Consider the following 14281-nt stretch of genomic DNA (forward strand, 5'->3'; position numbering starts at 1 on the left):
CAACCAGCTTTCAATTTGAGTATCGCGAACTCTATTGAGTTCGCCGATGCAGACGAGCAGTCCTGGCTGGAATGCAGTCCACAACTGTTACGAGCAATATGCGACCTTCTCGCGGGCCCGCTCCTTTTGTCCACCTCATGCTGCCAGGCATCGTGGCGTTGTCGATGACTCTGGCAGAACCGATGATCTCGAGAACGTCACACGCACTACGGGTCACAATCATGTTATCGCCGCATGATCAACGGATGGCCAACCAACTGCTGTCCCGATTGTCCGCTTATGTGCAGCAGCGGGAAGCTTTCGACATCCAGCAAACGCTCGGCACGTCAAGCGATCGTGCTCTTTGCAGGCACAGCTCTTGCAACGGCACGTAGTCCAACTCATCGATCTTCTTCGCTCAGTCGATTACGCCCGGACCGAAATTCTTCGCACTTGATTCAGCATCCTCACTCACGTTGACCTCGAGCACATGTCCAATCCTACTCAGGCTATCGTATTCGGAGGCGCAGGCTTCATCGGTACACATCTGATGACGCGTTTGGTCGGTTCCAGGAGCTATAACCGGATCGTCTCGGTCGATATCGGCAAGCCGAGGGCGCAGGTCGATGGCGTCGAATATGTCCATCATGACGTTCGTGAGCCGATCGATCCGAAGCTCGGGGGCGGAATGCCTGCCGACATCTTCAACCTGGCTGCGATCCACGTCACTCCGGGTCACCCGGAGGGTGACTATTACTATACAAACGTGCTCGGCGCGGTGAACGTCTGCCGATTTGCGAGGGAGACGGGCAGCCGGAATGTCATCTTCACCAGCTCGATATCTATCTACGGCCCGACCGAAGCCCCGCTCGACGAGGATGCGACGCCGGCCCCGGTCAGCGCCTATGGACGCTCCAAATTCTCGGCCGAAGCGATCCATCGCCTGTGGCAGTCGGAGGCTCCGGACAGGCGGCTCACGATCGTTCGCCCCGCCGTGATTTACGGACGCTACGAGCGGGGCAATTTCACGCGATTGTCGAGGCTTCTCGAGAGGCGGGCCTTCATCTATCCCGGCCGAACCGACACGATCAAGTCGTGCGGCTACGTGAAGGATCTGGTCTCGTCTATGTTGTTCATGGCGCTCCGCAACGACAGTCTCTCGATCTACAATTTCTGCTACGAGCACCGTTACACCATCAGCGAGATTTGCTCTGCCTTCTCTCAAGCCGCCGATTACGCCAAGCCAACGATAACCATTCCGATATGGCTGATGAATCTCGCGGTACTTCCATTCGAGATACTGCACGCGGTCGGCATCAAGAGCGGCATAAATCGCGACCGGATCAGGAAGTTGTGGTTTTCTACCAATATTTTGCCGAAGCGGCTGGTCGCAAGCGGGTTCAGATTCGATTACGACCTGGCAAGCTCGCTTGCGGAATGGAAACAGGAGTCCTCCATCAAGGATTTTGATTGAGATGTCGACCGCTTGATTTTTCAAGCATCCGGACGAATTCAATTCACCAAGGAGCTTCGTAACCGATGCTCGCCATCGCCGCGGATGCTCCGAAAACAGGCTCCCTCGTTGTCCTGTCGTTCGCGCTCGATCGGAAGGCTGAGAATGCGTTCTTGCCCATTGCGGTTTTCCGATCCATCTGCTGCGCCATCGGCCACACTCAGGCCGATATTGCATTGCAGAATGTTGGTTCGTCCGCGTTGTTCCATCTGCTGGCAGGGATCTGATAGATCCCTATTCAGCGGATCGGCGAACGATAACCTTCTAAAGCGGTGCAAATTGTCTTCATCCTCAAGGTCGCGGTCCTGGGCGGGTTGGCGGAGATGTACATTGTGACGATTTTGCGGCGAGCGGAACAGGCAATGGCGCCCGGCGGCATTGCCGAGAATCCCTTGGCCCCCAATTGCTCAAACAATCTGACTGGCTGCTCCACCAATAGTGTCGGCGGCGTCGGTCAACTTTCGACCGCTGCGACCTCGACCCCTGTATCCGCTGCGTCGAACTCTTGCTGACGTCAGGCCGTTGGATGCGGCACTTTACACGTTCAAGGATTCAGTGCGGCGGCAAGACGAGCCTGCTGCCACGCGTTGCAATCTACAACACGTTCACGTAGGCGAGGCGGATGCTTCAAACCAAAATCACATCTCGTGAGATCGAATCCACTGCGGCCGAGGCCCCGTCGCTGGAGCAGACGATCTCTTCTGCGCTTGCGCTGGTCAGCCGGCAGTATCCCGTGATAATCTTCACGCTGCTCCTGTGCATCTGTCTTGCCGGAGTCTACGTGTTCACGGCACCAAAACGATATACCGGAACCGCTATCCTGATGATCGATAGCCGCAAAATGCAGGGCCTGCAGACGCAAGCGCAGACAACCGGCACCGACAACCCGATCGACTCGGCGATGGTTGATAGTCAGGTCGAACTCCTCAAGTCCGAAGCGATCGCTTCCAAGGTCATCAAGGACCTGAAGCTTGTGGAGTCGTCAGAGTTTATGAGCGACGGTGCCGGAGTGCTCAGCACCATCAGCAACACGATTTCCGGACTATTTTCCGAATCGAAGCCTCCCACGCAAGAACAACTGCTGCGCGGAGCTCTCGCGCGCTTTGCAAACGGCCTCAGCATCAAGCGGGTCGGCGTGAGCTATGTTATTGAGATCTCCTTTCAGGCGTTATCGCAGGAGCAGGCCGCTCAAATCGCCAACGCGGTCGCCGACGACTATATCGTGGACTCGCTGGAGTCGAAATATCAGGCCTCTAGGCGCGCGGCGGTCTGGCTGCAGGATCGATTGAAGGAACTGCGGTCGCAGGCGTCCACCGCCGAACGGACCGTCGCCGACTTCAAGGCCAAAAACAATATCATCGACGCAGGCGGGCGACTGCTCACCGAGCAGCAACTCGCCGAAATCAACACTTCGCTGACAACTGCTCGTAGCCAGCGTGCCGAGGCACAGGCCAAGCTCGAACGCATCACAGCGATATTGAATGCGGACAACGAGGATTCAAAGGTCATTTTGAATGACTTGGCGACCGTGAGCGAGACGATGGCCAACCCGGTGATCACCAAATTGCGCCAGACCTATCTCGAGTACGCGGCCAAGCAGGCGGATTGGTCGAACCGGTATGGATCGGCCCATCTGGCCGTTGTCAATTTGCGCAACCAGATGCGCGAAATTCGACGCTCGATTATTGACGAACTGCGACGTACGGCCGAGGTGTACAAAAGCGACCTTGAAATCGCCAAGTCACGCGAAGAGTCAAGCCAGAAGAGCTTGAATGATACCATCGCGGTGTCGAACAATACCGGCCAAGCGCAAATCATCCTGAGGGATCTGGAAAGCAACGCGCAGAGCGCCCGCGCGTTGTCTGACAACTTCCTGCAGTTGTACATGGTCTCGGTTCAGCAGCAGTCGTTTCCCATTACCGAAGCGAGGGTGATCACCCAGGCTGCGTCGAATCTTCCCAACAAGACCTCGCCGAAGACGACACTCATCCTGCTTGCAGCGTTCGTGGGCGGATCGATTCTTGCGGGCATCGTCGCAGTCCTGCTCGACATGATGGATCGCGTCTTCCGAACCGCTTCTCAAGTCGAACAGTTCGTGCACACAAGTTGTCTCGCTTCAATTCCGGCCATAGAGCAAGGTGCCGTCAACGCCACTTCTACACAGCCCAGCAAAGCGGCCTGGCGGTTCGGCAAACGCGGCAAGCCCACACCGCAGCAGGCGCCGCCGGGTTATGGCGGACCCGGCGCGATGTTACCACTACAGGGATCGGCACCGGGTTCTAGCCAGCCGCGGCCGCATCGCGACCGTCTGCTTTCGACTGAGGAGAGCGTCGGGCGGTACGTGATCAACGCCCCGTTTTCGCGCTTCGCAGAGGGATTTCGATCAATCAAGCTGGCCAGCGATCTTGCAAATTACGGTTCAGCGTCCAACAAGGTTTTGGGAATTACCTCTGCCCTTCCCAATGAGGGCAAGTCGACGATCAGCGAAGCGCTGGCACAGACGCTCGCCCAAAGCGGCTGCCGAACGCTGCTGATCGACGGCGATATTCGCAATCCGAGCCTCACCGCAAGACTTACGCCGGCTGCGCAGGTTGGCTTGATCCACGTCGTCGTGGGCCAAGCCGATTGGAAGGATGTGGTCTGGATCGACCCGCAGACAACTCTGCATTTTCTTCCTTGTGCCGTTACATCGCGCTTCTCGAATTCGAGCGACCTGCTGGCGTCCCAGCAGATGGAACATCTGTTCCAACAGCTGCGCCAACACTATGATCGAATCGTTCTCGATCTTAGCCCGCTGGCGCCGGTCGTCGATGTTCGGGCGACTGGAGGGCTGGCCAATTCCTATATACTCGTCATCGAATGGGCGAAGTCGAAAGTCGATATCGTCGAGCGGGTGCTAAGTGAAACGCCGATTGTGCGCGACCGCTTGCTCGGTACGGTTCTTAACAAAGTGAACGTGTCGGTGATGAGCCGCTACGATACGTACGGCGGAGCCTACTATCGCAATCGGTACTACAAGAGGTATGGTTACGTCGATTGACATAAAGGCTTCATCTGGACGGAGGGTGTTCTACGGCGGCCGGATCGGATGCGGACTGACCAGATCGGATCGGCCCCGCCGGGCTTGAGCGACAAACCTGATCAAGAAAAGGATTCGATGCGGATTTGTTCGTCCTCGCGCAATAGAGCGGGCGCGACCACGGCATCGGGCCCGTCTTAAATCAGCCAATGCCGCGTGCGGGTGTGCGAGCCACTCGTTCGCAGGTGCCCGTTTACGGCATGGAGCCGAATGCCCTTGTCTGGCAGTTCCGCTCAGCGGCGACAAAGTTCTACGGTGCAATGAACCATGTTTTTGATCCGACCGTCGAGTACGACATGAAGAATTTGGCTCTAGCGGGGCTTACGTCCGCGTTTATACCCATGCAGCTCATCGTGCTCTGCGCTGGTCTCTTGGTCCTCACCGATCGTTCCAGCCGCGCCGAGCCGTCGCGTCCGGGCGTTTTGAATTGCGCGTCGGGCATTAGCGCCGAGCAGCGTCGACGTTGTGACGAAGAGGCCTTCAGGCAGGTCCAATCCGGTAGCCAATCGACCCAGCTGGAGGGCGGATGGCGATTGGTGAAAAGTAAAAATCCTGATGGCGGCGCCGATGCCATCTCAGTAATGCATGTCGTCGATAGCGCCAAGTCAGATACGCGCCTTGCAGGCTTGAACCTGCAATGCGGACAGGACGGTATCGAAGTTGTGCTCATCGTTCTCGAACCACTGTCCCGCGCGACGCGACCGAACGTGGCGTTGAGAGCAGGAGAAAAGCGTACAGAGTTCCAAGCATCTGTGATCCAGGGCGGCTTGGCATTGCTACTGCCCGCCGAGGCCGCGAAGCTTGCTACCATCGACTGGCAGAACGCAAACGAGCTTTCGGTCGAAATCGGAGCTCCGCCGACTGCTATCCGTGGAGCGGTGCCGATCGCGGGACTGGCTACGGCTCTGGGTTACTTGCAGCACAACTGCCACGCTCGATAATTCCGCCGACGATCAGAACTTTCATGCCGATCAATCCCTGCAAACTGACTGCATTTGGCCAGATTCGCGTGCCGCCGACTGGCGATGATTCACACTGTCAACAATCATCGCAGTCAGCAAGACGGCGTCGCCGTCGCATGCTCCGCTGTGCGTTAGCCAGCAACGTCCGGCCTTTGTCGCGATGAACTCACTTTCCGCTTCAAAGTCTCACGGTTTATCGATTGCTCATTGCGTTCTAATCGCATTATTGGCTGCGACTCCGATCTTGGCAAACGCAAACGGCATCTTTGCATGGCACGTGGTTGCGCTTGTTACTGCCGCGATGTTGGCCATTGCGGTAAGAGGACCGGAATCCGGCACATCTGCCGCGCAATCGCTGAAGCAATTTTTGCCGGTTTTCCTGATTCCGGTCATCTGGATGGCTTTGCAACTTGTTCCGGTGCCTACTTTTTTGCTCGCAAACCCCATCTGGTCCGCGACTTCGATCGCATTGAACCAGCCATCGCTACCGGGCCGCATCAGCGTTGATCCCGGTGCGACGTTGCAAAGCCTGTTTCATTATCTGGTCGACGTGGCGCTGCTGGTGTCGACCGTCATCATCGCCAAGGATCGCCAAAGGGCCGACACGATCCTGATCGTATTGTGCGCGGTAACGACTTTCATGTCGGTCGAAGTCCTGCTCGGCCGACTTGATTTGCTCGCCGGAACGATTCCCCAAACAGGCACGGCTACGAGCCCGTTTCCCGCAGCAGCCGCTTTGGCAGTTTTGGCAAATGGCGCGCTCGTTGCTAGGGCACTCGAACGCCGCCTGCACCAACAGGACATCCGCAACCTGGCCTCGACTCAGTTGTGGATCGGGGTTCTTTCCGGACTATTCGGAATGGCCGCGGCATTTGCCGCAATGTCGGCCCTGGAACGAGGCGCCTTGTTGGCGGTCACTGGCTGGGGGCTCACTGTCCTCGTTTTCATCGCCACTGTTCGCCATTTGGGATTTCGCTCCTGGCCATCGGCAATTTTGTTTTCAGTCCTTGCAGCAGTCGCCGGCCTCATGGCGGTGCCGCACTCTCGATCCGCTGGTTTGGATCTCCTCGGTTTCGTAAGGCTGCCTGCTGAAGTGGTTGCACCGGCAAAACACCTGCTCTTTGATGCACCGATATTGGGAAACGGCGTCGGGACATTTGGGCTGACTTCGACAGCCTATCAGGGGTTTGGCGCCGCAGCCTCGGCGGTACCTCCTTCCACCGCGATCTTGGTGGCTATTGAGTCGGGACGGTTTGCGATTGTGATCCTAGCAGGCTTCGCCGCCCAGCTCTTCTTCGTTACTTTTCGCGGCGCCGTTCGGCGAGGGCGCGATTTCTTCTTTGCGGCCGCGGCCGCAGCCGGCGTTCTGGTTGTACTTTGCGAGAGCTTCCTCGATTCAAGCCTCTCAAGCCGCACGATCCAAACCATCGTGTCGGTGATGGTCGGACTTGGGCTTGCACAATCTGCGGGTCGGACCAGCGGGGCCAACCACTAGGGGCAGCCTGCCCGCGCCATAAGATTGTCTTTACAGTGACTTAGTCGATCAGAAATGACCTCCTCGAGCAAATTTCGCATTCTTCTGACTGCGTTGGCGCTGATCATCGGATCCCACGCCATCGTCTCGGCTATAGCGGAGGCGACGGCGTTGGAGCGCGCGACATTTCCTGCCGATGCATCCAGGATCAGCTCGCGCTGGACTGGTGACGTGCCCTCGTTGCTGACAACACTCTCTCCTTTCAGATCGGAGCTGGAGAGCAATCATACCTTGATCGCCGCGCTGCAGGCGATCCAGTCAGGCCAGCAAAAGCCGGCGACCGTACGATCGACGGGGCACGCCGATGCCGTCGACAGAGTCAGCCGGACACTATCAATCTCGCCTTACAATCCTGAACTCTGGTTGGCGCTGGCGCTGCTTCGAGCCCAGCGCGACCCGCACGACCCAGTCGTGGTTGAGGCGCTAAAGATGGCGTACTTTATTGCGCCAAACGACACGCGGTTGATGCCAGTGCGGATCGACATCGCGAGCCGCTTCGATGCGCTTGCTATTCCAGACGTCAAGGACCTGGTACGCAACGACGTTCAGCTTATCTTGACCCGCCGGCATGAGTCGAAATGGGCACTCGTGTCGGCTTATCGGCGGGCATCAAATCTCGGGAAGGCTTTCCTGGAAGACGCTATTGGATCGATCGATGCCTCGTTCCTTGCGACGCTGCGCGGTTGAGCGCAGCGTGGTGAGTGGGCCGTGGTCTGCACTGCCCACAACCTCCTGAAGCTGTCCACCCTCGCAACCGCAGCCCAAGTCGGGTAACCTGCAATAAATGCCCGTCGCAATCCTATTTGGACCTAGGCTTCCTGATACATCAGCGCTGCCGCGGTCCGAAAAATAATCCGGATGTCGAGCCACATGCTCCAGTTGCTCGCATACCAGGCGTCGCACTCGACGCGCTTCTCCATAAGATCGACAGTGGGCGTCTGGCCCCGCAAGCCATTGACCTGGGCCCAGCCGGTCAGGCCGGGTTTCATGTGATGGCGGCAGACGGATTTGCTGATTAGCTGGTCGTAGTAGCTGTCGTGGGCCAGCGCGTGCGGGCGCGGTCCGACCAGGGACATCTCCCCTCGCAGCACGTTCCAGAGCTGAGGCAGCTCGTCAATGCTGGTCTTGCGCAAGAAGCGTCCGACTCGAGTGACCCGCGAGTCGGGCCTCATGGCCTGCGTGATCGCGAAGCCGTTCTCGGTCACGCGCACGCTGCGGAACTTCCATATCTCGAACGGCTTGCCTTTGAAGCCGCGACGCGACTGCCGAAGGATGATCGGACCCGGCGTATCCAATTTTATCAGGATCGCGGCCGTGATGATGAGCGGCGCCAGCATCAGAAGGGTGAAGGACGCAAAGCCAACGTCGAGACTGCGCTTCAGAAGCCGTTCGAGGAGCGTCAGGGGTGGCCTCTGAAACTCAATAGCAACCGTTCCGCTGACCGGCAGAAACGGCCGCGAAACTAGATCCGCGATCGGCAAATCCGGCAAAAGGCGAATCGGCTGCGGAACCATCCGCAGATGCTGGCTAAGCTTCCGCAGCATCGGCAGCTCGTTCCAGTCGATTGCCACCAGGTACTCGTCAACGTTGGCGGCGCGCGATTGCCGGATCACATCCGAGATCTGCTGATTCCAGACCTTGTCGTCCTGGTCCATTTCCGCGTTGAGCACGAAGTGACGCACGACATCGAAACCGTGCTTGCGAAGATCCTTGAAGCGGTTGGAGGTGAAATCCAGCGGCGCCAGGCTGAGCAGGATGACCTTGCGGTCGAGCAACCGCTCCTTGGCGAAGGCCGACGACAGGCAGTAGCGCCAGATCACGCGGTGCGTAATGAGCGCGACCGCTCCCAACACTGCGAACAGGATAATTGTCCCGCGGGATAGGTCGGACGCCGACTTCAGCAGGAAGGCGAGGATGGCGAGCGTCGCGAGCGCGAACAGCCAGGCAACGAGGAGCTTGCGAGTTTGCCAGAGCGTATTCGACAATCTGTGGCTATCATAGGCGCTCTGAAAATAGGCGGCCACGATGAACACAATGCCAACTATGACTCCAGCACCGATCCAAGCATCCGGATCGATCGGCAAGTTCATGAACTGGCGATAGAGCGCGCTCGCAGCCCTGCAGCTCAGCAGGATGAGCAGGAAGTCACCCGCGATGATGAAAAGCTGAAACGGTCTCTGCAGTGGGCTGCCGCGGTTCGACGTTGATACGCGGAGATTATCTGAGCCGTAGATGGTTGCAGGCATCTCGAATCCCTTCACTTCAACGGCGATAGCCGCACGAACCCAAAAGCGGACAAACACAACGAATTTGGGGCGAAAAGGGCGAGAACAGCGCGAGATGACCTGCATCAAACTGATGCCATCCAAGCTTGGATTCGCGCGGGCTGCAAAGGGAAGTTGCTTGCCAAAAACAGCGACATTGTGGCGCCGCACCAACAAAATTGACTCGTTCCTTGCACTGCAATTATGAGCCGCTGATCGCAGGCGCAATCAGTCAATTCGTATCGACCGAATGCTTCCACCGTGGCCATGCGGCCTGAATGCGTGCGTGTTGAGGACCCTAGAGCTGCTGCGCCGACATCGTTCGTCGGCTGTTACCTGACATTGTGCTCCGCCTGGCCTGAGCGCCCCAAGCGAGCGGCTCCGTGCGGCCAAGCGCTTCCGCCCGAAGGCGTGACTCGTCGCGTCAATCGCAGGCCGTAGTTGCCCGGAGTCCACAAACGACGATTGTTGCCGTAGCCGACTTTTGCCCGAATTGGTAAAGGTAGCCGTGGCGCAACTCACATAAAAGGTCCCTTGACCTCTTCGTTCCAGAGCGCCGGACGAGCCGGCCGACGCCCCTAATCCGCGATGCCCTCTTTCCTGCTGAGGCTCCGAGGAATTCTTTACCCTCTCTCAATCCTGCTTTTTCGGTAAGACTGATGCTGAAGATACTTATCATATTGAGCGCGTGGCTGCTGCTCAACGTTCTGTTCGTGCTGATTGTGGTTCCTGCCCGCAAGTCACGCTCTCGACTCGACGCGTCGGGAAAGGCTCTTGCGCCGGTGCCGATCGACAAGCATCAAGACCGGTCCGATCACGACGAACCATCCTCCCTTCGGCATGTCTTCGTATCACTTGCAATGGGAGCCTTTTTTGTCCTCGCCTATCCGCTGATCGCACTACGTGATGCAATCGTGCGACTTTGGAAGAGGGCGCGGGGACATGAGACTTAGGACGGCGGCGCAAAGAGTTAATGCGAGGTTAACGCAAGACGGCGGACGATCCTGGTTGCTTCTCCATACGCTTCATGCAGGCGCTAATAGGCCTCCTTCTGGAACAGCACAGTGGATGCGGTCCGCGCCATTATTTTGAGGTCGAGCCAAATGCTCCAGTTCCTCACATACCAGACGTCATATTCCACTCGCTTTTCCATCAGGTCGATGGTCGGCGTTTCGCCACGGAAGCCATTAACCTGAGCCCAGCCTGTGAGCCCAGGCTTCATGTGATGGCGGTATACGTAGTTGCTGATGATCTCGTCATAGTAATTGTCATGGGCGAGCGCATGCGGGCGCGGCCCGACCAAGGACATGTCGCCGCGCAAGACGTTCCAAAGCTGTGGCAATTCATCGATGCTTGTCATTCGAAGGAAACGCCCGATCTTGGTGACCCGAGCATCCCGCTTGGTGGCCTGGGCAATCGTCCGCCCGTTTTCGCAGACCGTCATAGTCCGAAATTTCCAGATCTCGAAGGGCTTGCCGTTGAACCCTCGGCGCGACTGGCGGAAGATCGCAGCTCCCGGCGAGCCGAACTTGACCAGAACGGCGACGGTCAGCAGCAGTGGTGTAAGCATGACGAGCGCCAACAAGGCTACCCCTACATCGAGACAGCGCTTTTGCAGGCGCTCGAACACGGTAAGCGGAGGTCGCTGGATTTCGATCGCCACCGTGCCGCTGACTGGCAAGAACGGGCGCGAGACGAGATCGGCGATCGAATTATCTGGTAGCACGCGAATCGGCTGGGGTACCGCGCGTAGATGTTGCCCAAGTTTGGGCAACATCGGGAGCTCATTCCAGTCAACTGCAAGCAGGTACTCGTCGACGTCAGCCGTGCCGGACTGCCGGATGACGTCGCGAATCTGCTTCTCCCACGTGCTGTCGCCGTTGTCGCTGCTAAGCACGAAGTGGCGCACGACATCGAACCCGTTCCTGCGCAGGTCCTTGAACCGGGTTGCGGTGAAATCAAGCGGTTTGAAGCTAAGCAGCACAACCTTGCGATCCACCAATCGCCCCTTCGCAAAGCTCGTGCCGAGTGCAAGCTGCCATGCGAAGCGGAGGCTGACCAATCCGAGGCCGCCGACAGCGGCAAAAACGATGATGGTGCCGCGGGAGAGATTGTCCGTCGACTTCAGTAGAAACGCCGCGACGGCAAGAATCGTCAGTGACGCGAGCCAAATGATGACAGCTTTGCGCAACTGCCAGACGAGATTCAGCAATCGATGTGTCGCGTACACTCCATCGAAATAGGCGATCGCAACAAACACTGCGCCTACGATTAGTCCTGCACCAATCGACGCACCGTCAGCACTGGAAGCGACCATGCCGCTATAGAACAGGGAAGCCGCGGTGTAGCAAAGCAGGATCAGCAGGAAGTCGGCCGCAATGATGAAGACCTGAAACGGGCGATGCAGAACGGCGCCACGCGCTGACGCGACTGGCTCGACATCATCGGAACCGTACGTTGCTACAGCCATTTAACCTCTACATGTCGATTGAGATTGCTTCCAAGAGCAGACGCAATCCCTGAAGCGCAGGATACTCGTCGCTACCGTGAAGATGTGACCTTCGCGGTACATCGTGTTAAGTGATCGCAGCGATATTGTGGCATTGCACGCGTGATTTTTGCGATGCAGGGATGTGTTATTTATTTGATGGTTATACGCTGCGATTTGCATCGTAAGCCTCGAGACTCATCGCAGCGCCTGTACTCGCGGCGGTATGATGCCGTGCCATATTCGTTAGCAATCGCACAAGCGTATGCGTACCTCCTTTGCTCAATTCCAACGTATGTGCAAAATTCATGCGCAACTTTCAATTGCATTCTGTACGGTTCTCACTCGGTCCTATCCGGAACCAACGGAGCCCGCAAAAAATAATCTAAAAAAGATGCCACCGTGGGAACAAATACTCGGTTCCCGAAACTCTGGACTTCCCGCGTTCCTGCCATGGGACTCGGTGCTCGCGTTCACCCACGATGACCGTATAGAAGGCGCACCTCACAGGGGGCGCACCTCACACTGGGAACTTTTCAGCGTAACATTTCGACCGGTCTCGAACCCACTCCTCCTCACCAAAACTCGGTCAACCCTAGGCTCCTCATGTTTTCTCCTTTCCGATCTCGTCCGCCCAAGAATAAGCCGATGCTACCGGAGGGGGTTCGGATTTTCGCGATGTCCGATATCCACGGCTGCGCGCACTTGCTCAAGCAAATGCTACGGGTCATCGATGCAGACATCGCCAACAGCCGGCCGGGCCATGCGATAGAGGTGTTCATGGGCGACTATATCGATCGCGGTCCTGATACCCGCGCGACACTCGACATCCTCATCGAACGCAGCCGCCGCGGGAACGCCGTTTTCCTGAAAGGCAACCACGAAGCTTTTTTGGTCAATGTTATGGAGGATCCCTCTCTATTCGACGACTGGCTTCGCGTTGGCGGGGCCCAAACGCTGATGTCCTATGGACTCACACCAAGGATACAACGGGACGAGCCAGCCTCGTTGCTGCGCGCGCTGTTGCGTGCGATGCCGCCTGAGCACGTCGAATTTCTCGATAACCTACGGCTTAGTTTTACCTGCGGGGATTTTTTCTTTGTTCATGCCGGCGTTCGGCCGGGGGTGGCCTTGTCCAAACAACAGGAGGCCGATCTGCTGTGGATCCGGGAGGACTTCCTGCACAGCAAGGAGCGATTCAGCAAGTACATCGTGCACGGTCATACGCCGGTGCGAAGCGCCGAGCTGCTGGCAAATCGAGCCAATATCGACACAGGCGCTTATGCAACAGGCAATCTCACGCTGATGACGATCCAAGGCAGCCGCGTGCTCGCATTCTAGATCTCGCCGGCAAATGCAAAACAACGCGAGCGCAAGCGCCGCGCGTCCAGATCCCATCAGGTAAGCCTTGAGGCGGCGGCCAAGACTGGCCCGTCAGTTCAGAAGACGAGAAACGTCAGTAGAGCGGGCGCGGCTCTGGGCTATCCACTCGCTCCAGGCATGCTCGTGCTTGGCGTACAGCTCGCGCCAGCGGCCCTCACGGTGACTTCGACAGCTGACGTGCCGCTCATTCCACGGATCCTGCACATGATAGAGGCTACACGCCGTCGAGCCCTCCAGGGTCTCGAATTCAGTAGTCTCCTCGATCGTCAGCCCAACCAGCACGCGTCGGCCGCAGCCATCCACCATGTACCGGCGCGGCGAATCGTTCTCGACATCACTCATTTTCCGAGAGCCCCTTGCGAACCGTGCGACTTCCAGGATGATCATGTGAGCCCGTGCTCACCGGAACCGGCCACAGACTTAGAAAGCGCGCCGGGCATGTCCAAATGTTGTGGTCTGCGGCGCCTGGTCGCGCGACCTGCCGCGGGAGGATTTTTCGAGGCGCCTTTGTGAAGGCCAGGCACGCAGTGCGTACCCGACGAGCAGGCCAGCAAGAAAGATCGAGGCAACAGTCAGAGTCATCGAATCCATCCCCAATGGTTCTGAATGCAATCTCACTGGCGAGTTGTGTCGACATGATGATTCACAACGCTGAAAAATTGTTCATCTCTCGACATTTTGTGTGCATCGACCAGCTTCCCTGCGGGCGGAATTTTTCGGCATCTCCCCACAAGAACAGGGTTCAGACGCGTCGCGACCGCAGGGCGGCGCGCTTTTCCGCCAGCAATTTCTGCGGCTAGGGAGGCCGTTCTGGCAATTTCCTGTTCACACGGAAAACAGGCATGAAGCAGGCAATCTCAAGTGCGCTCATTGAGGTGTTGGAACGAGGTACGGTCGGCAAGCTGCGGCGCGGCAATCAGGATGGAAGTGCAGCGTCAATCAGGATGAGAGAGCTTCGCCGGGCTCGTGACGCAGGGAGGGCGTAGCCCGACCGGAGTTACGAGCCCGGCGACGGCGCGATCCGAGCGGACCGCGCCGTCTGGTGATCGCGGCTGGCCGGTGATGGATGGTTCTTCTCG

At 57.8% G+C, this 14281-nt stretch carries 11 protein-coding genes; 8 read left to right on the forward strand and 3 right to left on the reverse strand.

Annotated elements, in window-relative coordinates; genetic code table 11:
- Window positions 1–469: 469 nt before the first annotated feature.
- The 6 genes from FXV83_RS41600 (at window position 470) to FXV83_RS41625 (ending at window position 7754) form a co-directional block, all read left to right on the forward strand.
- Window positions 470–1453 (forward strand): NAD-dependent epimerase/dehydratase family protein, encoded by a 984-nt coding sequence (locus tag FXV83_RS41600; RefSeq protein WP_148745788.1) that lies wholly within the window; start codon window positions 470–472, stop codon window positions 1451–1453.
- A gap of 65 nt (window positions 1454–1518) precedes the next feature.
- Complete coding sequence (locus FXV83_RS41605) at window positions 1519–1719, forward strand: hypothetical protein (protein ID WP_148745789.1); 201 nt, start codon at window positions 1519–1521, stop codon at window positions 1717–1719.
- A 395-nt stretch (window positions 1720–2114) separates the two neighbouring features.
- Window positions 2115–4532, forward strand: a complete 2418-nt coding sequence (locus FXV83_RS41610) for a polysaccharide biosynthesis tyrosine autokinase (RefSeq protein ID WP_148745790.1) — start codon at window positions 2115–2117, stop codon at window positions 4530–4532.
- 239 nt (window positions 4533–4771) lie between these two features.
- Window positions 4772–5512 (forward strand): hypothetical protein, encoded by a 741-nt coding sequence (locus tag FXV83_RS41615; protein WP_148745791.1) that lies wholly within the window; start codon window positions 4772–4774, stop codon window positions 5510–5512.
- A gap of 265 nt (window positions 5513–5777) precedes the next feature.
- The gene (locus tag FXV83_RS41620; RefSeq protein ID WP_148745792.1) at window positions 5778–7028 is read left to right on the forward strand and encodes a hypothetical protein; all 1251 of its coding nucleotides are present in this window, start codon (window positions 5778–5780) and stop codon (window positions 7026–7028) included.
- 54 nt (window positions 7029–7082) lie between these two features.
- Window positions 7083–7754: a hypothetical protein gene (locus tag FXV83_RS41625; protein WP_148745793.1), complete on the forward strand. Its 672-nt coding sequence runs from the start codon at window positions 7083–7085 to the stop codon at window positions 7752–7754.
- A 122-nt stretch (window positions 7755–7876) separates the two neighbouring features.
- Here FXV83_RS41625 and FXV83_RS41630 read toward each other — a convergent pair whose 3' ends face one another.
- Window positions 7877–9502, reverse strand: coding sequence for an undecaprenyl-phosphate glucose phosphotransferase (locus tag FXV83_RS41630; protein ID WP_235940621.1), 1626 nt, complete (start codon window positions 9500–9502; stop codon window positions 7877–7879).
- Window positions 9503–9990: 488 nt separating this feature from the next.
- On the opposite strand from FXV83_RS41630, the gene FXV83_RS41635 reads away from it, so the two are divergent.
- Complete coding sequence (locus FXV83_RS41635) at window positions 9991–10284, forward strand: hypothetical protein (protein ID WP_148745794.1); 294 nt, start codon at window positions 9991–9993, stop codon at window positions 10282–10284.
- 83 nt (window positions 10285–10367) lie between these two features.
- Here FXV83_RS41635 and FXV83_RS41640 read toward each other — a convergent pair whose 3' ends face one another.
- On the reverse strand, window positions 10368–11801 hold the full coding sequence (locus tag FXV83_RS41640; protein WP_148745795.1) for an undecaprenyl-phosphate glucose phosphotransferase: 1434 nt from the start codon (window positions 11799–11801) through the stop codon (window positions 10368–10370).
- 624 nt (window positions 11802–12425) lie between these two features.
- Between FXV83_RS41640 and FXV83_RS41645 the strand changes: the two genes are divergently transcribed.
- Complete coding sequence (locus tag FXV83_RS41645) at window positions 12426–13160, forward strand: metallophosphoesterase family protein (protein WP_148745796.1); 735 nt, start codon at window positions 12426–12428, stop codon at window positions 13158–13160.
- Between the two features lie 93 nt (window positions 13161–13253).
- Here the strand turns inward: FXV83_RS41645 and FXV83_RS41650 are convergent, their stop codons facing one another.
- Window positions 13254–13544: a hypothetical protein gene (locus tag FXV83_RS41650; RefSeq protein WP_148745797.1), complete on the reverse strand. Its 291-nt coding sequence runs from the start codon at window positions 13542–13544 to the stop codon at window positions 13254–13256.
- Window positions 13545–14281 lie beyond the last annotated feature (737 nt).

Source organism: Bradyrhizobium hipponense, from assembly GCF_008123965.1.
GTDB classification, from domain to species: Bacteria; Pseudomonadota; Alphaproteobacteria; order Rhizobiales; family Xanthobacteraceae; genus Bradyrhizobium; species Bradyrhizobium hipponense.

Bases quoted from the DNA above. Each gene is read 5' to 3' on its own strand.
- FXV83_RS41610 (WP_148745790.1), top strand. From the start codon at position 2,115: ATGCTTCAAACCAAAATCACATCTCGTGAGATCGAATCCACTGCGGCC.
- FXV83_RS41645 (WP_148745796.1), top strand. From the start codon at position 12,426: ATGTTTTCTCCTTTCCGATCTCGTCCGCCCAAGAATAAGCCGATGCTA.
- FXV83_RS41600 (WP_148745788.1), top strand. From the start codon at position 470: ATGTCCAATCCTACTCAGGCTATCGTATTCGGAGGCGCAGGCTTCATC.
- FXV83_RS41615 (WP_148745791.1), top strand. From the start codon at position 4,772: ATGGAGCCGAATGCCCTTGTCTGGCAGTTCCGCTCAGCGGCGACAAAG.
- FXV83_RS41605 (WP_148745789.1), top strand. From the start codon at position 1,519: ATGCTCGCCATCGCCGCGGATGCTCCGAAAACAGGCTCCCTCGTTGTC.
- FXV83_RS41650 (WP_148745797.1), bottom strand. From the start codon at position 13,544: ATGAGTGATGTCGAGAACGATTCGCCGCGCCGGTACATGGTGGATGGC.
- FXV83_RS41625 (WP_148745793.1), top strand. From the start codon at position 7,083: ATGACCTCCTCGAGCAAATTTCGCATTCTTCTGACTGCGTTGGCGCTG.
- FXV83_RS41635 (WP_148745794.1), top strand. From the start codon at position 9,991: ATGCTGAAGATACTTATCATATTGAGCGCGTGGCTGCTGCTCAACGTT.
- FXV83_RS41640 (WP_148745795.1), bottom strand. From the start codon at position 11,801: ATGGCTGTAGCAACGTACGGTTCCGATGATGTCGAGCCAGTCGCGTCA.